The following is a 15,981-nucleotide window of genomic DNA, read 5'->3' as shown; positions in this document are numbered from 1 at the left end:
AAAGAACATGACTGAAACACAAGAAACCAGGGAAACCTTGCTCCCAGCCTACTTCGGTGAATTCGGCGGGCAATTCGTGCCAGAATCCCTCATCCCAGCTCTCGATCAGCTTGAGCAAGCCTTCGTAGATGCCCAGAACGATCCCTCCTTCCGTGAGGATCTCGCCGGCTACCTGAAGGATTACCTCGGCCGCCCGACTCCGCTGACTGAGGCAACCAAGCTAGGCGGCAAGGCCCGCATCTTCCTCAAACGTGAGGACTTGGTGCACGGTGGTGCACACAAGACGAACCAAGTAATCGGCCAAGCTCTGCTGGCCAAGCGCATGGGCAAGACCCGCATCATCGCAGAGACCGGCGCCGGCCAGCATGGCACCGCCACCGCACTGGCTTGCGCGCTGCTCGACCTTGAGTGCGTGGTCTACATGGGAGCCAAGGATGTCGAGCGCCAGCAGCCCAACGTCTACCGCATGGAACTCATGGGCGCCAAAGTCGTCCCAGTCGACACCGGTTCCGGCACCCTCAAGGACGCCGTTAACGAAGCACTGCGTGATTGGACCGCAACCTTCCACGAGTCCCACTATCTCCTCGGTACTGCCGCCGGCCCGCACCCATTCCCAACCATCGTGCGCGAGTTCCACAAGGTCATCTCTGAAGAGGCCAAGGCACAGATGATCGAACAGACTGGCGCGCTGCCAGACCTCGTCGTCGCCTGTGTCGGCGGCGGCTCCAATGCCATCGGCATGTTTGCCGATTTCATCGAAGACGAGGGAGTCGAGCTAGTTGGCGCTGAGCCAGGAGGCGAGGGCCTCGACTCCGGTAAGCACGGCGCCACCATCAACAACGGAACGGTAGGCATCCTCCACGGTGCGCGCTCCTATCTGATGCGCAATGCTGACGGCCAAGTAGAGGAGTCTTACTCCATATCCGCCGGCCTGGATTACCCGGGCGTCGGCCCACAGCACGCACACCTGTCTAAGACCGGCCGCGCTAAGTACGTCGGCATCACCGATGCCGAGGCACTCGAAGCCTTTCAGCTACTGAGCAAGAAAGAGGGCATCATCCCGGCCCTCGAATCTTCCCACGCTCTGGCCTACGCGTTGAAGCGTAAAGAAGAAGACATCACCATCCTCGTATCCCTTTCTGGCCGCGGCGATAAAGACATCGACCATGTCCGTCACACCCTCGAGCAGAACCCACAGCTGCGCCTCAAGGAGGAAAACTAATGAGCCACTACGACACCCTGTTTGCCGCCCTCAAGGACGAGGGAGCATTCGTTCCTTTCATCATGCTGAGCGATCCCTCTCTGGAAGTAGCTCTGGAGATCGTCCGCGCGGCCGTCGCCGGCGGTGCCGACGCCCTCGAGTTGGGCGTTCCTTTCTCCGACCCAGTTGCCGATGGCCCGACGATTCAGGCCTCGCACATCCGCGCGCTAGCCAACGGCGCGACCGTCGATGCCGCAATTGAGCAGATCAAGCAGATTCGCTCCGAGTTTCCGGAGCTTCCCATCGGCATGCTGATCTACGGCAACGTCCCATTCACCCGCGGCATCGAGAACTTCTATCAGGAGTTCCACGATGCGGGTGCAGATAGCATCCTGCTTCCCGACGTCCCGGTGCGCGAAGGCGCCCCATTCGTCGCGGCCGCGGAAAAGGCTGGCGTCGACCCAATCTTCATCGCACCGGCACAGGCGAGCGAGAAGACCTTGGCAGGCGTGGCTAAGTACTCCAAGGGTTACATCTATGCCATCTCCCGCGATGGCGTGACTGGTACGGAGAAAGCCTCAGAGACCCGCGGCCTCGACGAAGTGGTCGCCAACGTCAAACGCTTCGAAGGCGCTCCGGTTCTCCTCGGCTTCGGCATCTCCACCCCAGAACATGTTGCCGACGCCATCGCCGCCGGCGCAGCGGGCGCTATCACCGGCTCCGCAATCACCAAGATCATTGAGAAGCACGTTTCACGTGAAACCGACATTGATATCGATGCCCTTAAGCAAGACATCACCGACTTCGTCGCATCCATGAAGGCCGCAACCAAGCGGTAACAGCGCAACGTAGCTAGGTTCTTAGAACGTAAGCAAAACGAAAAGGACCCGAGGGAAAGTTCTCACCTGAACTATCCTCGGGCCCTAGTTTTGGATTAAGCGCCTATAAAACCAACTCTTACTGTTGTTCGGCTGGGGAAGCGGATTGCTCGTCAAGGCCCTCAATTTCGCCGCGCGCGAAGCGATCCACAATCATCGCGATTGCACCGTCGCCCGTGACATTCGCTGCGGTTCCGACAGAGTCGATGGCAATGTATGCCGCAATCATAAGCGCCACGAGGGAATCATCGAAGCCCATGTTTGCCTGCAGAAGACCCACCGCAACCATCACCGCACCGCCTGGGACGCCAGGCGCAGCAACCATCATGATGGCCAGAAGAAAGATGAACCCTGCCGCCTCGCCAAAGGAAACATCCATGCCCGTCATCGTGACGATGGCGAAAGCGTACAGGGTCAGCTTGATCATCGAGCCCGAGATGTGGATGGTTGCACCGAGCGGAATGACGAAACCAGCCACCGGACGGGAGATGCCATTCTTGAGCGCGGACTCTAGGGAGACCGGAATCGTGGCAGCCGAGGATGAGGTACCCAGCGCGGTGAAATAGGCCGGTGCCATATTCTTTAGCGCGACGAAGGGATTCTTCCGCGCGATTGCACCAGCGACCAGGTACTGGAAGAGGAGGTACACGATGGTCATGACGACGGCGAGGATAAGCACCTTCGAGAAGGCAACGAGGACGTCGCCAAGATTGCCATTCATTCCCAGCGACAAGAACATGCCGAAGATGTAGATCGGCAGAAGCGGAACGACGAATCCCCAGATGATCTTGACTACGACGGCTTCCAGCTCTTTGGTCACCGCGTAGAGAGTGTCGGATTTCACCGCAGTCATCGCGACGCCGATACAGAAGGACAAAAGCAACGCCGACATTACTTCAAATGGCGGCGGCATATCCACGGTGAAGTAGGGCTGCAGCGCGCCTTCCTCAATATCGGACACGTTGGTATCGATGTTCTGGCCCGCAAGCATCGTTGGATAAAGCGCGACTGACAATCCATAGGCAATGAAGCCCGCGAGAATTGTGGAGCCATACGCGAGTGCGACCGTCATTCCGAGCCACTTGCCGGCGCCGCGACCAAGCCCCGCAATCGCAGGCGCCACGAGGGCGAAAATCAGAACTGGGATGAAAAAGCCCAGGAAATTTCCGAAGAGCCCATTGAACGTGGCGAAGATGCGCGCGGCCCATTCCGGCAGAATGAAGCTGGCAGCAATGCCCAATATGATCGCGGCGACGATCTTAAAGAGCAAAGAGCCAGTAATACTCTTGAGGTTCATTTAGCTTTCTTTTCATTGTTATGTGGTGCGTGTGACGACTGTTTTCTTTGGCACAACACGAGCAGAATGTTACCAAACGAGCGGCTTTTCACACTCATCGTAAAATCGCCGCGAACCCACGAAGAGCTGGATTTTCTTCTGGCAAATTCAGGGATAAACTAGGGGACATGCTCGCGATAGCCATCATCTTCTTTACCCTCGCCGCCATATTCCTCATCGTGGGCGGCCTCGCCACCGCGCGTAAGCTCCCCGGTAATAGTGTCGTGGGCCTCCGCCTGGTAGAGATCCGCAAGACTAAGGAAGCTTGGGACAATGCTCATGCAATCGCTGGCCCATTCTGGATGCTGGCTGGTGTCTCTTTGCTCTTCGGCGGAGTCGTGGCGATCTCCGCACGCGGCTGGATGTGGACCATCCCGGCCCTGACTTTTGTTATTTCCATCCTGGCACTGTCCATCGGATCCAACATGGGTTCCCGCGCAGCCTTCCTGTGGGATGAAGCCCACAAGGCAGAAGAGGGCTGCGGCGACAGCTGCAACTGTGGCGACGATGGATGCGGCTCCACCGAACCCGAGGTAGATCTCGGCGCGCTCCGCAAGGCAGCCGAGCAAGCAGATCGCGCCTAGCAAGCCTTCAGCCCTCGCGCCGCGGGGGCTATTTTCATGGCGTTTCATAAAGACACAGTGATGTTAATTAACAAATCAGATAGTCTAAAGACTTATCGTCATAGGTGACTTTAACATTGGCAACTTATGTCAGCCGAAAATGGGGAGTGTAAAGAATTTGTTTACTCCAAGACTTGGCCTCACCCGTCGAAAGGAAACTTGACCGAATGTCCAAAAGAATGCGATAGGGTAGACACATGACTCAGTGTTCACGTCGCATCTTCCTTCTTGGCTCCGCAACCACCTTCGCGGGCGCCTACCTTGCCGCATGCGGTAAGGAACCAAGCGCAGAAATCGCAGCCACCGAGGTTCCGGTCGGCTCGGCCATCATCGTAGACAAGGTCATCTTCGCGCAACCCAAGAAGGGTGAGTTTAAAGCATACTCGCAGACTTGCCCACACCAGGGCAGCCTAATCACCCAGATCGAGGAGATGACGGCAACCTGCACCACACATTTCACTTCTTACAACTTGGAAGACGGTTCCGTCATTGATGGTCCGGGCAGTAAGCCACTGACCGAGTACGGCGTTGAGACCGAAGGCGACAAGGTTAAGAACGTCTCGGCTTAACACCAAAAACAGCGAGTGTTTCACGTGAAACACTCGCTCTTTTGCTTAATAACGCCGAAACACTAAGACGCAATCACCGAGCGCGGCTATAGGAGGGGAGCGCCTCCAACGGTGAACCGAGTTCTTCGGCAGCGCGTCGCGGCCAATAGGGGGTCCTTTAATGCGGCACGGCCAACCTCAATGACATCGGCTCGATCGGCAGCAAGAATTTCTTCGGCGTGCTGCGGCTCAGTAATGAGGCCAACCGCCGAAACCGGCAGGCCCGCTTCACGGACCTTAGTGGCATAGTCCACCTGATATTCAGGTCCAACCGGAATATCGGCATGCGCGTTGCCGCCGGTAGATACGTCAATCAGGTCGACCCCACGTTCACGCAGCTGCACGGCAAGGCTGACGGTCTCCTCGACATTCCAAGCTGGACGATCAAAGATCCAATCGGCGGCATCCACACGCGGTTGGGAAACTCGACGCCGCGCAAGGTCAGCGGAGTAAATAGCTTAGTCATGCTCACATGCTACCGATAAGATTTGCTCATGACTTCGCGCCTCAAGAAGATAGATCCGCTCATCTTGCTCATCGTCTCCGCGGTAATAGTCGCTATTATTTTCCCGGCCAGAGGAGAATTTGCCGCAGTCTTCGACTCGTTAACGAACATCGCTATTGCGCTGCTGTTCTTCCTCTACGGTGCTCGTCTTTCTACTGCGGAAGCACTGGCAGGGCTGAAAAATTGGCGCTTACATTTAACGATCTTGGCTTTTACTTTCGTGGCCTATCCGTTGCTGGGATTAGCACTTCGCCCACTTACGGCATTCATTTCACAGGACATGTATCTGGGAATCCTGTTCCTAACGCTGGTGCCATCAACAGTGCAATCCTCGGTGGCCTTTACCTCGGTGGCGAAAGGAAATGTCGCGGGAGCCATCGTGTCTGCCTCGGCCTCAAACCTAGTCGGAGTCGTCCTAACTCCTTTGTTAGTCATGGCGCTGATGGGCGCGGGAGATGGCATATCGGTAGACGGGGGAGTCTTCCTGGAGATCAGTCTGCTTCTGCTTGCACCTTTCGTTTTAGGTCAACTCACGCGTCGCTGGGTAAAGGACTTTGCCGCTAACAAAGGCACAAAGATCGTCGACCGTGGTTCGATCGCGATGGTGGTTTATGGCGCCTTCTCCAAGGGAGTGGTCGACGGCATCTGGGGCTCAATCAAGATCTGGGAGCTGGTGTCCCTCGTGGCGCTTTCCATCGCTATGGTGGCCTTCATGCTGTGGCTAACGCGCATCATTAGCTCCCACATCGGGTTCGGGCGCGAGGACGTCATCGCCATCGAATTCTGTGGTTCCAAGAAGTCTCTCGCCACCGGGCTGCCCATGGCGTCAGTTATCTTCGCGGCGGGTGGGACCTCATTGGGGCTTTTAATCCTGCCGCTGATGATTTACCACCAGGTTCAGCTAATGATCTGCTCCTGGCTGGCCGCCCGGTATGCTGGGCAGTCATGAGCACCCTGATGTACATCCGCACTACCATGGAGGTCCCGGGCGTCGGTTCCGCCATTCACGTAGCGGAAATGGAAGAAGTAGACGCCGAGACCTGCACCATGCTGCGCATGATTGCGCTCGCGCCAAACGACGCCGTGGCAGGCGCCGCCACCCCAAATAAATCGGTGGGAAACGCCGACATCCCGCAATCCACGGTGCCGCATCCAAACACCTACGACAATTACCCGAATATCAGCGCGGAGCATGTCTCCGAAGAGGATTTCACGGCACTGTGGACCGAGGCTTTGGCGCTCTACGGAGATCTATAAGACGCTTCGAGGTAGAAGCGTTAGAAGACGAAGTTAACTAAAAGCACATAGGCGACAGTCCCGCCGAAGATCGAGAAAGCGGAGCTCTTTCGCCACCAGTGCAGCCCGGCAGTAATCACCACACCAATCAAGGCGGCGAGGATTCCGCCGGGCGCTTCTTTTTGTCCATAGACGGTATAAACCACCAGGACGGTCATAACGCCCACCGGCATCGTCATGCCGAGCAGGCCGATGAACTGGCTGCCTTTCAGCGCCTTGATGAAGGAAAAGGGCAGCTCACGCAACAGCAGAGTAACAACGCAGATTGGCAGCAACACCGCCGCTACCATGGACAGACTTACGCCAGCTGGCATTAACGCTCACCCCTTCGCAAAATCATTGCGGTATCAAGACGTGGAGAGAAGTGACGCATCAACAGCAGCAAGAAATAGGCTGCCAGTGCGACCATGAGAACCTGCCCCGGAAACAGCACCGCGGAAAGAATGCCACACACTGCTGCGGAAAGCGGCAGAGAGTAATCCTTGTTGTTTTGGAAGGCATCCATGGTCAGGACAACGAAGAGCGCCACGAGGGCGAATTCGAGGCCCTTGATATCCGCGGGGATAACCTGGCCAGCAAGAGCGCCGACGATTCCGCTGCACACCCAGGAGGACTGAATCAGACCCTGAATAGTAAGGATGCGTGGGCCGCTAACTTCCTCATCCTTAGGCTTGGAGGAAACGATGGCATAGGCCTCGTCGGTTAGCGCATAAGTGGCATAAGCGCGGCCCAGACGGCCGTGGATGTTATCTCGTGGGAATGTAAGCCCGTAGAAAATATGGCGGAAGTTAACCATGAAACCAGTGACCAACGAGGCAATTGCACTGGTGCCTGCCGTAACCATATTGATGGCGAGGAACTCCATCGAACCCGCATAAATAACGGTGGAAAAGATGGGCGCCCACCACCAGTCGTAGCCGGTTTGCACAATCAGGATTCCGAACGCGAGTCCAAGCGGTACGAGTCCTAAGGCTACCGGCGCAGTATCTTTCAGACCTTTAAGAATCTCCTCACGCATGCGCAAATACTAGATCATTAGTTGTCATTAATATTCGCTGGGTATGTGGAATACAAAGGCAACGGCATAGGCTGACGCTTCATAACATCGCCCCACAGGTCAGCGGCACCGGGAGTGAGCACGTCTTGCGCAAGCGCCGGAGCAACGTACCAGTCGCCGCGATCAATTTCTTCCGATAATTGGCCAGGGCCCCACTCCGCATAGCCGGCGAAGAAACGCGCGCCGGCGACAAGCTCAGCGATCTCCTCGGGCTCAGCACGCAGATCCACGTGCACCAGGCGCGGGGCAAGCTTATTGAGCTGTGGCTCCTGCTCGATGCGCACGCCCTGCTTAGTCATGCCAAGCGCTATGACGGATTGCTGATTCATCGGGCCACCGATGTAGAGCGCCTGCGGCTTAGCCACGAGGGGCAGCCACTCAGGAAGCACGTTGAACACGGCCACTTCGGAGCGCTTGGTCAGATCGACGCCGAAGGTCATCACGTCGTTGTGCTCGATCACCAAGATCACCGAGCGAGCGAATTCAGGAGAAAGCATGCCCGGTGCAGCGATCAAAAGCTGGCCGGGGGCGGGCTCGTTGCGCTCTAGGGCGTTGAAAAGTCTATCGGCATACATTACTTACCTAGACTCCCACCACTGACGCAGCTTTGCAATAGCAACCTCGCGCCCCAGCGGGCCTTCCTCCAAGCGCAATTCCTTAAGATAAGACCAAGCTTGGCCAACCTCCGGCCCGGGCTGCAGGCCGAGGATCTCCATGATCTCGTTGCCGTCGAGATCCGGACGCACCTTGGCCAGATCTTCCTTCTTAGCGATCTCCGCGATGCGTTCTTCCAAGTGATCGTAAGTGCGCTGCAGGCGGCGAGCCTTCTTTTCGTTGCGGGTGGTGCAATCGGCGCGCACGATCTTGTGCAGTCGAGGAAGGAGATCGCCCGCGTCGGTGACGTAGCGGCGCACGGCAGAGTCGGTCCATTGGCCTTCACCAAAGCCATGGAAGCGCATGTGCAGGTAGACCAGCTGGCCGATGGCCTCGACGGTGGCCTTGGGGTACTTCAACTTGCGCAGGCGCTTGCGCACCAGCTTCGCGCCGACGACCTCGTGGTGATGGAAGGTCACCTTGCCGTTGGTGGTATCGCGGGTATCGGGCTTGCCGACGTCGTGAAGCAAGGCTGCCCAGCGCAGGATAAGGTCCGGCTCTTCCTCCTGATCGATGGCCTGCCGCAGCACGGTCAGCGAGTGGACATAGACGTCCTTGTGCTGTGCATGCTCATCGGGCGCCATACGCAACGCCGGAATCTCGGGGAAAACATGATCTAGGATTCCGGTATCAACGAGCAGGTCAATGCCCGTTTCCGGGCGCTTGCCCAGGATCAGCTTATCCAGCTCGACCTGCACGCGCTCGACGGTGATACGGCGGATCTCGCCAGCCATTTCTTCCATCGCGGCCTTGACGCGATCTGCCACCTGGAATTCCAGCTGCGAGGCAAAGCGCGCAGCACGCAGCATCCGCAGCGGGTCATCGTGGAAAGAGATCTCCGGTTTATCAGGAGTATCGAGGATCTTGTTTTGCAGATCGCTTAGGCCACCCATCGGGTCGTGGAACTCAAACCCATCTTCCTTAAGCTCGATGGCCATGGCGTTGACCTTGAAGTCGCGGCGGACCAGATCACCTTCGAGGGTGTCGCCGAAGACTACCTCGGGGTTACGGGAATCCCCATCATAGGAATCGGAGCGGAAAGTGGTGATCTCGATCTGCTGGCCTTTATAGACGGCCGATACAGTGCCGAAGTCGATGCCGGTATCCCAGACCTTTTCGGCCCAGCCTTCCAAAATCTCCTGGACCACCTCGGGACGCGCATCCGTGGTGAAGTCAAGATCGTGGCCGAGGCGCGACAACAACGCGTCACGCACAGAGCCGCCGACTAGATAGAGCCGGTTTCCGCGAGCACGAAATTGCTCTGCGAGGCCACTGAGCGAGGCTAGAGTCTTTTCAACGCCGTTTAGCTGAGTGTCCTGAAAATTCACGGATGTGAGTCTACTACGATTAACCAGGATGACTAAGCACGAACAAGGTTCCGGCAGACGGCGTCGCCGCCGCCGTCCGGAAAGACGCCCCCAGCGCAGCTCCGCCACGCACATGACCACGCGTGACGAGACTTCCGCAGGCGGACTTGTCGTGTCCGGACTCGCCGAAGCCGTCGATGGGGACCAGGTAGATCTGTCCCGTATCTATGTAGCGCTCATCGGGCGCCTCGACCGCCGCGGCCGCCTGCTGTGGTCCATGCCGAAAGGGCACGTGGAAAACGGTGAGGACAAAAACGTCACCGCTGAGCGTGAGGTCTGGGAAGAAACGGGTATTCACGGCAAGGTCTTCGCGGATCTTGGAATGATTGATTACTGGTTCGTCTCTGAGGGCGTGCGCATCCACAAGACGGTGCATCACCACCTGCTGCGCTTCGTCGACGGCGTCTTGAACGACGAGGACCCAGAAGTCACCGAGGTCTCCTGGATCCCGGTCTCGGAGCTCATCGAGCACCTGGCTTATGCCGATGAACGCAAGCTGGCGCGCATCGCGCACGATCTGCTGCCGGATCTGGCCCGAAAGGAAGCCGCCGCAGGAAAGGCGACCCCACGGTGAAGCGGCTGGCAGCACTGATCCTCGCGGGAGCATTGGCTGCCCCGATTCCTGCGCAGGCGCAGACCACGCAGACCACGTCGTCGGGCACGCTCGACTTCGACATGCTCACCGAGTCAACCGAAGACGGCGTCATGTCCGCGACCTTCCGGATCCATAATCCGACGGAAGAAGAGATCGAGGATCTGCAGATTACGAGTCGGCGCAGCGATGCCATTTCGACCACTGCGCAGGCCCAGGAAGAGCTGGCGGCGGGCACCTACCCGTACTACGGGGCGTCGACAAGCGCAGGCAGCCTTGCCCCAGGGGATACCAAGGAAGTGACGATCAAAGCGCCGCTTTCTTTGGGGCAGGAGCCCACGCTCGCAATGACGGAGCCGGGCAATTACCCGCTGCTTTTCACGCTGACGGGTACCCAGAATGGGCAGGCCAATAGCTTTGCCGAGGAGCGCATGATCTTTGATTTCAATGCGCAGGTGGAAAATCGTCACGCCCTGACGCTGATCTACCCGATCACCGCGGACATAAACATCGTGCCTGGTGAGACCGGGGGAGAGTCCCTCATCTTGAGCGATGATCGTCTGGCCGGGGAGCTGCGTGAGGGCGGCCGGCTGGATAAGTTGCTGGACTCCTACCTGGATCATGATTTAAAGGGCGCGGGCTGCGTGGCTTTGGATCCTGCGCTGGTGGATACGGTGGACCGCATGGCCGATGGTTATACGGTCAATTCCACGCGTCCTTCAATTGCGGAGCGTCCAAAACGCCTGCGCGACTCTTGGTTTAGGGATGAATCCGAGGAGCGCGGCGAGAAGGGCAGCGGTTCCGCGGATGCGAGGGCGTGGATTGAGCGCCTCAAGCAGATCGATTGCACAATGGCGCTGCCGTGGGGCAACACCGATATCAATGCGGTGGCCCACATTAATAATCAGTTCTTGACTCATGAGGCGATCGACCGCCACTTCGATGATCTGCTGGGCAAGCCGACGTCGACGCTGCTGCTTCCCGACGCCGGGTATGTCACCCAGGAGTTTTCACGCCCGGCTCTGGTGGCCGATAACACCGGCTGGTCTGGTAAAGCTGCAACTTTCGACGCCTCGCTGGGAGCGCTTCTGGATCCGAAGGCGGGCTACGGTAACCCGTATCTGCGCCACGATGAGGCAGAGAACTCTGCGCTGGCTGAGGCGCTGAGCAGCGCGGCATCGCTAAGCATTGCGGCAACTGAAGAAGATGTGGTGGCCAAGCTGCCCAATAACCTGAGCCCGGAAAAAGGCCAGAAGGTGCTCGAGACCGCGGCGCGGCTCATCGAGCATGACAAGGTGCAGCCGCGCCCAGTGACGCAGCTGCCGTTGGAGGAGACTGAACGCCCGTTGGGCTCGCCTTATGAAGATGAAAATGCCTACAGCGACACGGATATCGTGCGCGTGGAGCAGCAGGCGCGTTATACGGATGAGCTGACCAACATCATGGTCAACGACCCGGCGATTGCAATGACGCGCTATGGGTTTACGCTGCCGCTGCGCCGCGACCTGCTGTTGGCGCTGACCCGGGACTTTGATTACCGCCTGTCCAAGCAATCTGAGATGCTGCGCACTCTGCGTTCTTCGGTGTCGCTGATCCCACCGGGCAACGTCTATACCCGCGTCTCGGATTCATCGCCGCTGCTCATCGTGGCGGAAAATGGACTGCCGCTGCCTGTCGACGCCTCGCTTATCTATGAGTCCGACGACGCATCGCTCAACACTCCGTCGCGCGTGCGCATCCCAGCAAAGGGTTCCATTACGGTAACCATGACCGCAGATATGCCGGACGTCGACCGAACAGACATCAGCTTGTGGTTGGCCACGCCTAACCAGCAGACCATCTCCGAGCCGATAAATATCGCTGTTCAGACTCGTGCCGGTATCGTAAGCGTGTACGGAGTCGGCACCATTGCCGCTCTTGCTCTCATTTTAACCCTGCTCTTCCGGCTGGGCCGTAGAGAAAAGAAAAGTTCGAAAAAGAGATAGTTAGTTCCTTTTATGACTAATGAATATGGCTCCCGCCGTCGCATCGTGACGCCGACGCCACCGGCACCTGTCCCGGAGAAACGGATCGAACCCGTCCAGGTCGTTCCAGAAGAAGACAAGTCGACACTGCGTGGCTCTCACCACGAGCAGGAGACAGACTCCAATAGCTCGATTGTCCGCGCGACAGGCACCATGGCGATTGCCACGCTATTTTCGCGCATCACTGGCTTCCTACGTCAGATGCTCATTGGCGCAACCCTCGGCGAAGTAGTCGGAACTGCCTTCGGTACGGCAAACCAGATCCCTAACCTCATTACTGAGATTGTCCTGGGCGCCGTGCTGACTTCTTTGGTGGTTCCAGTTTTGGTTCGTGCCGAAAAGGAAGATTCGGATAACGGCAGAACCTTCGTGAGAAGGCTGTTTACCCTGGCGATGTCGATACTTGCGGTGGTGACGATTTTGTCGATCGTTTTCGCGCCACTGATTACCAGATTGATGGTCCCGGAAGACAGTAAAGTTAATGCCTTCCAGGCCACATCGATGGCGTATCTGTTGCTTCCACAGATCCTCTTCTATGGTCTATTCGCGCTCTTCCAGGCGATCCTGAATACGAAGAATGTATTCGGGCCGGGCGCTTGGGCACCGGTTATCAACAACGTCATTTCCATTACAGTGCTGTTGATGTACCGCTTGCTGCCGGGTGAGCTGGATCCGACGGCAGCTTCCCCCGTGACAGATAAGCACGTCATCTTGCTTGGCTTGGGCACCACGTTGGGCGTGGTAGTCCAGTGCCTCATCTTGGTTCCCTATCTGGTTAAGGCCAAGATCGATCTGCGCCCGAAGTGGGGAATCGATCACCGCATCAAGCAGTTCGGCGGAATGGCGTTGGCGATTATTGTCTACGTTGCCATTTCCCAGGCCGGCTACATTGTCACTTCCCAGGTAGCTTCCTACGCCGACCGCGGCGCGATGTTGGTCTATCAGAACGCATGGCTAATGCTGCAGGTGCCTTATGGCGTCATCGGCGTCACGCTGCTGACCGCCATCATGCCGCGACTTTCGCGCAACGCAGCAGACGGCGATGTCGAAGCCGTGGTTCGCGATCTCACGCTGGGTTCGAAGCTGACGCTTATCGCTCTTATTCCGATCGTCATCTTCATGACCGGCTTCGGTATTCCAATCGCCCGCGCGCTGTTCCAATACGGCGCTTATGGCGCATCGAGCGCAGAGCAGCTCGGCCTGACTATTAGCTTCTCCGCGTTCACGCTCATTCCTTATGCGCTCGTACTGTTGCACCTGCGCGTCTTCTACGCCCGTGAGGAAACCTGGACGCCGACCTTCATCATCGCCGGCATTACGGCCACCAAGATCGCGCTGACCCTGCTTGCTCCGATGGTCGCTGATTCCACCGACCGCGTAGTAATCCTGCTGGGTACTGCGAACGGCTTCGGCTTCCTCTCCGGTGCGGTCATCGGCGGCTTCCTGCTTAAGCGCAAGCTGGGCAGCCTGGGCGGCCGCGAACTGCGCACCACCGTCATCTGGTCCACCCTGGCCGGTGGCATTGGCTTGCTCGCAGCAATCGCCCTCCACTGGTGCTTCAACCTAGTCTTGCCGGACAGCATTCCTTCCATCGTCTACTTGCTCGAAGTAGCCTTCCTGGGCGTTGTATTCGTGGTCGTGGCCGGCATCGTGCTTTCGCGCTCCGGACTGCCAGAAGTCATCAACTTGGGCCGCCAGCTGCAGCGCATTCCGGGCATGTCGAAGATCATCAAGATCGAGCACGCCGAAGCTATCGAGATCGAAGAACCGGAGGTGCGAGAGATTCAGCCGGTCTACACGGCAGACGCATTCAACTCCTCGCCGGTTCCGCCACCGATGTCTGCTGGCATTGTCCGCGGCCCGAGCCTGGTGCCGGGCGCTCCGGTCTCTGATGGCCGCTTCCGCTTGTTGAAAGACTACGGCTCCGTCCCCGGTGCCCGCTTCTGGAAGGCCCGCGAACAGTCCTCTGGCAGGCTCGTCTCCCTGACTTTCGTGGACACCACTGGTGAGGCTCCGCTGGCACCGGCCACCCCGGCGGTAGCTGCCCGCCGCTCGGCTGAGATCTCCCGCAATACCCGCAAGCTCAGCGAGCTTCATCTTTCGGCGATTGCATCAAACATCAAGATCCTGTCCTATCGTCAGGGCTGCCTCGTAGTGGCTGACTGGATTGAGGGCACGCCGTTGAAGACGGTTGCAGAAGACCACAACCTGGATCCAAAGGCCGTCGCACGTGCTCTGGCTCCGCTGGTTGCTGATATCGCTACGGCCCACGAAAACGGCTTGGTGTTGGGTCTGGACAACCGCAGCCGCGTGCAGATCGGTACCGACGGCGTCGCAAAGCTGGCTTTCCCCGCTGTGCTGGAGCGTAACACGGAAGAAACCGACCTCGATGGAATCAACTCCACGATCACGTTGTTGACCGAGGCCGCGGGTTCCAGCGAACTGCAAGAAATTGCCGATTCCGAAGACGGACTGGCCGAGCGCGCGCAGAAGCTTGAGGAGTTCGCCAAGGAGGACGCGGAGCTCGAAGGCGAGGGCGAAGCACCTGAGGTCCACAAGCTCGACGTTCCGGAAGAAAAGGTTGAACAACCAGAGGCCATCCCAGGCTTCGGCGGCCGCGGCTACTCGGGATCGGGCGCGATTGTGCTGGGCGTCTTTGCCACGGTCTTCGTGGTGTTGATGGCGGCGCTGACGGCGTGGATCATGTCCCTGGTGGGCGATGACTCGCCAGTGTCGAAGCCTTCGACTTCGGTAACGAGCTTCCCGAATACGCCGCCCGTGTTGCTGAAGGAAAAGGAAGCCTTCACGGTTCCGGATAATAAGCCGCAGAAGGCGCTCATTGATGGCAAGACAGCTGACCGCGTCAACGTGGAAGAAGGCGCGCTGGTCACCCTTGAGAAGAAAACGCAGTTGCACGTGCTGCAGCTGAGCCACTACGGCGCCACGGGAAATAAGTTCACGGTTTATGGCGTCGACATGGCCGACTTCGATCCAAAGGACCCAGAGGGCACCGAGCTGGCCGAAGGTAAGCTGAGCTCTTCCAAGCAGGACATCGAATTAGAGAAGGTCCAGGAGGGCTTCGACGGCGTGCTCATCATGTTTGACGGCAAGACGGCCGTCTCAGAGATGCAAGTCGTTGGATTGCCATAATTTTATTCACTTCTAAATAGCGCCATCATGCCTGCTTAGGCATGATGGCGTTTGTTTTTGGAAATAGTAGTTTTACTTAAAGCGTTGACTATTTCAAGACGGCAACTAGAATCAATGTTGTCACATCAACAAAAGCGAAACTTTTTAGGAGGACACCATGTTCGCAGGCACTTACGCAATCGACCCAGCACACTCCACCATCGGCTTCGTAGCTCGCCACGCAATGGTCACCAAGACCCGCGGCAAGTTCGACGAGTTCGAGGGCACCATCACCGTCGCTGAGAACATCGCCGATTCCAAGGCGGAGGCCACCATCAAGGCCGCTTCCATCAACACCGGCAACGAGGACCGCGACGCACACGTTAGGGGCGATGACTTCTTCAGCGTCGAGCAGTACCCAGAGCTGACCTTTAGCGCTACCTCCTTTGACGTTGACGAGACTGGCAACGGCACCGTTACAGGTGACCTCACCATCAAGGGCACCACCAAGCCGGTCACCCTGAACGTCGAGGCAGAGGGCCTGGCAGAGGATCCATTCGGCAACACCCGCTTCGGCTTCGAGGCAGCCACCAAGATCAACCGCACCGACTTCGGCATCGACTTCAACGCACCGCTGAAGACCGGCGGCGTGCTGGTCTCCGAGGAGATCAAGATCGAGCTCGAGATCTCCGCCATCAAGCAGTAAAAAAT

General features: G+C 57.9%; 15 protein-coding genes and 1 pseudogene. 10 read left to right on the top strand and 6 right to left on the bottom strand.

The window, feature by feature from the left end; genetic code table 11:
* Nucleotides 1–7 precede the first annotated feature (7 nt).
* Entirely contained in the window at nucleotides 8–1,222 is a 1,215-nt protein-coding gene (gene trpB / locus WM42_RS07070; protein ID WP_062036553.1) for a tryptophan synthase subunit beta, read from the top strand.
* The gene (trpA, locus tag WM42_RS07065; protein ID WP_062036551.1) at nucleotides 1,222–2,040 is read left to right on the top strand and encodes a tryptophan synthase subunit alpha; all 819 of its coding nucleotides are present in this window, start codon (nucleotides 1,222–1,224) and stop codon (nucleotides 2,038–2,040) included. The genes trpB and trpA overlap by 1 nt, the downstream gene beginning before the upstream one ends.
* Nucleotides 2,041–2,158: 118 nt before the next feature.
* Here trpA and WM42_RS07060 read toward each other — a convergent pair whose 3' ends face one another.
* Nucleotides 2,159–3,376 carry a dicarboxylate/amino acid:cation symporter gene (locus WM42_RS07060; protein ID WP_062036549.1) on the bottom strand — a complete coding sequence of 406 codons (1,218 nt, stop codon included), beginning with the start codon at nucleotides 3,374–3,376 and terminating at the stop codon, nucleotides 2,159–2,161.
* A gap of 167 nt (nucleotides 3,377–3,543) precedes the next feature.
* On the opposite strand from WM42_RS07060, the gene WM42_RS07055 reads away from it, so the two are divergent.
* Both WM42_RS07055 and WM42_RS07050 read left to right on the top strand, forming a co-directional pair.
* On the top strand, nucleotides 3,544–3,999 hold the full coding sequence (locus tag WM42_RS07055; RefSeq protein ID WP_062036547.1) for an SdpI family protein: 456 nt from the start codon (nucleotides 3,544–3,546) through the stop codon (nucleotides 3,997–3,999).
* A gap of 236 nt (nucleotides 4,000–4,235) precedes the next feature.
* On the top strand, nucleotides 4,236–4,607 hold the full coding sequence (locus WM42_RS07050) for a Rieske (2Fe-2S) protein (protein ID WP_062036545.1): 372 nt from the start codon (nucleotides 4,236–4,238) through the stop codon (nucleotides 4,605–4,607).
* An 86-nt stretch (nucleotides 4,608–4,693) separates the two neighbouring features.
* Here the strand turns inward: WM42_RS07050 and WM42_RS07045 are convergent, their stop codons facing one another.
* Entirely contained in the window at nucleotides 4,694–5,056 is a 363-nt protein-coding gene (locus WM42_RS07045) for an oxidoreductase (RefSeq protein ID WP_062036543.1), read from the bottom strand.
* An 84-nt stretch (nucleotides 5,057–5,140) separates the two neighbouring features.
* Here WM42_RS07045 and WM42_RS07040 point away from each other — a divergent pair, with 84 nt between their 5' ends.
* Both WM42_RS07040 and WM42_RS07035 read left to right on the top strand, forming a co-directional pair.
* Nucleotides 5,141–6,100, top strand: a complete 960-nt coding sequence (locus tag WM42_RS07040; protein ID WP_062036541.1) for a bile acid:sodium symporter family protein — start codon at nucleotides 5,141–5,143, stop codon at nucleotides 6,098–6,100.
* Nucleotides 6,097–6,408 (top strand): hypothetical protein, encoded by a 312-nt coding sequence (locus tag WM42_RS07035; RefSeq protein ID WP_061925465.1) that lies wholly within the window; start codon nucleotides 6,097–6,099, stop codon nucleotides 6,406–6,408. Before WM42_RS07040 ends, WM42_RS07035 begins: the two co-directional genes overlap by 4 nt.
* 20 nt (nucleotides 6,409–6,428) lie before the next feature.
* Here the strand turns inward: WM42_RS07035 and WM42_RS07030 are convergent, their stop codons facing one another.
* Genes WM42_RS07030 through WM42_RS07015 form a run of 4 tightly spaced genes read right to left on the bottom strand, consistent with a single transcriptional unit; the run spans nucleotide 6,429 to nucleotide 9,486 of the window.
* Nucleotides 6,429–6,761, bottom strand: a complete 333-nt coding sequence (locus WM42_RS07030; RefSeq protein ID WP_062036539.1) for a branched-chain amino acid transporter permease — start codon at nucleotides 6,759–6,761, stop codon at nucleotides 6,429–6,431.
* Nucleotides 6,761–7,465: an AzlC family ABC transporter permease gene (locus tag WM42_RS07025; RefSeq protein ID WP_062036537.1), complete on the bottom strand. Its 705-nt coding sequence runs from the start codon at nucleotides 7,463–7,465 to the stop codon at nucleotides 6,761–6,763. The genes WM42_RS07030 and WM42_RS07025 overlap by 1 nt, the downstream gene beginning before the upstream one ends.
* A 17-nt stretch (nucleotides 7,466–7,482) precedes the next feature.
* Entirely contained in the window at nucleotides 7,483–8,079 is a 597-nt protein-coding gene (locus WM42_RS07020; protein WP_062036535.1) for a YqgE/AlgH family protein, read from the bottom strand.
* Between the two features lie 3 nt (nucleotides 8,080–8,082).
* Complete coding sequence (locus tag WM42_RS07015; RefSeq protein ID WP_062036533.1) at nucleotides 8,083–9,486, bottom strand: CCA tRNA nucleotidyltransferase; 1,404 nt, start codon at nucleotides 9,484–9,486, stop codon at nucleotides 8,083–8,085.
* Nucleotides 9,487–9,532: 46 nt separating this feature from the next.
* Between WM42_RS07015 and WM42_RS07010 the strand changes: the two are divergent.
* From WM42_RS07010 to WM42_RS06995, 4 genes and pseudogenes are all read left to right on the top strand, one after another.
* Nucleotides 9,533–10,099, top strand: a pseudogene (locus WM42_RS07010) (NUDIX hydrolase); the annotation flags it as partial.
* Complete coding sequence (locus WM42_RS07005) at nucleotides 10,096–12,102, top strand: DUF6049 family protein (RefSeq protein ID WP_062036531.1); 2,007 nt, start codon at nucleotides 10,096–10,098, stop codon at nucleotides 12,100–12,102. The pseudogene WM42_RS07010 and the gene WM42_RS07005, both read left to right, overlap by 4 nt.
* 12 nt (nucleotides 12,103–12,114) lie before the next feature.
* Nucleotides 12,115–15,291 (top strand): murein biosynthesis integral membrane protein MurJ, encoded by a 3,177-nt coding sequence (gene murJ, locus WM42_RS07000; protein WP_062036529.1) that lies wholly within the window; start codon nucleotides 12,115–12,117, stop codon nucleotides 15,289–15,291.
* Between the two features lie 157 nt (nucleotides 15,292–15,448).
* A complete protein-coding gene (locus WM42_RS06995; RefSeq protein ID WP_062036527.1) occupies nucleotides 15,449–15,976 on the top strand; it encodes a YceI family protein in 528 nt (175 codons plus the stop codon).
* The last annotated feature ends 5 nt before the right edge of the window (nucleotides 15,977–15,981 follow it).

Origin of the sequence: Corynebacterium simulans, from assembly GCF_001586215.1 — a bacterium.
Taxonomy (GTDB): Bacteria; Actinomycetota; Actinomycetes; order Mycobacteriales; family Mycobacteriaceae; genus Corynebacterium; species Corynebacterium simulans.
Note: the sequence above shows the minus strand (reverse complement) of the source record. Positions and strands in the feature narration are given on the sequence as shown.

Coding starts and splice junctions, on each gene's coding strand:
- trpB (WP_062036553.1), top strand. CDS start 8: ATGACTGAAACACAAGAAACCAGGGAAACCTTGCTCCCAGCCTACTTC.
- trpA (WP_062036551.1), top strand. CDS start 1,222: ATGAGCCACTACGACACCCTGTTTGCCGCCCTCAAGGACGAGGGAGCA.
- WM42_RS07060 (WP_062036549.1), bottom strand. CDS start 3,376: ATGAACCTCAAGAGTATTACTGGCTCTTTGCTCTTTAAGATCGTCGCC.
- WM42_RS07055 (WP_062036547.1), top strand. CDS start 3,544: ATGCTCGCGATAGCCATCATCTTCTTTACCCTCGCCGCCATATTCCTC.
- WM42_RS07050 (WP_062036545.1), top strand. CDS start 4,236: ATGACTCAGTGTTCACGTCGCATCTTCCTTCTTGGCTCCGCAACCACC.
- WM42_RS07040 (WP_062036541.1), top strand. CDS start 5,141: ATGACTTCGCGCCTCAAGAAGATAGATCCGCTCATCTTGCTCATCGTC.
- WM42_RS07035 (WP_061925465.1), top strand. CDS start 6,097: ATGAGCACCCTGATGTACATCCGCACTACCATGGAGGTCCCGGGCGTC.
- WM42_RS07030 (WP_062036539.1), bottom strand. CDS start 6,761: ATGCCAGCTGGCGTAAGTCTGTCCATGGTAGCGGCGGTGTTGCTGCCA.
- WM42_RS07025 (WP_062036537.1), bottom strand. CDS start 7,465: ATGCGTGAGGAGATTCTTAAAGGTCTGAAAGATACTGCGCCGGTAGCC.
- WM42_RS07020 (WP_062036535.1), bottom strand. CDS start 8,079: ATGTATGCCGATAGACTTTTCAACGCCCTAGAGCGCAACGAGCCCGCC.
- murJ (WP_062036529.1), top strand. CDS start 12,115: ATGACTAATGAATATGGCTCCCGCCGTCGCATCGTGACGCCGACGCCA.
- WM42_RS06995 (WP_062036527.1), top strand. CDS start 15,449: ATGTTCGCAGGCACTTACGCAATCGACCCAGCACACTCCACCATCGGC.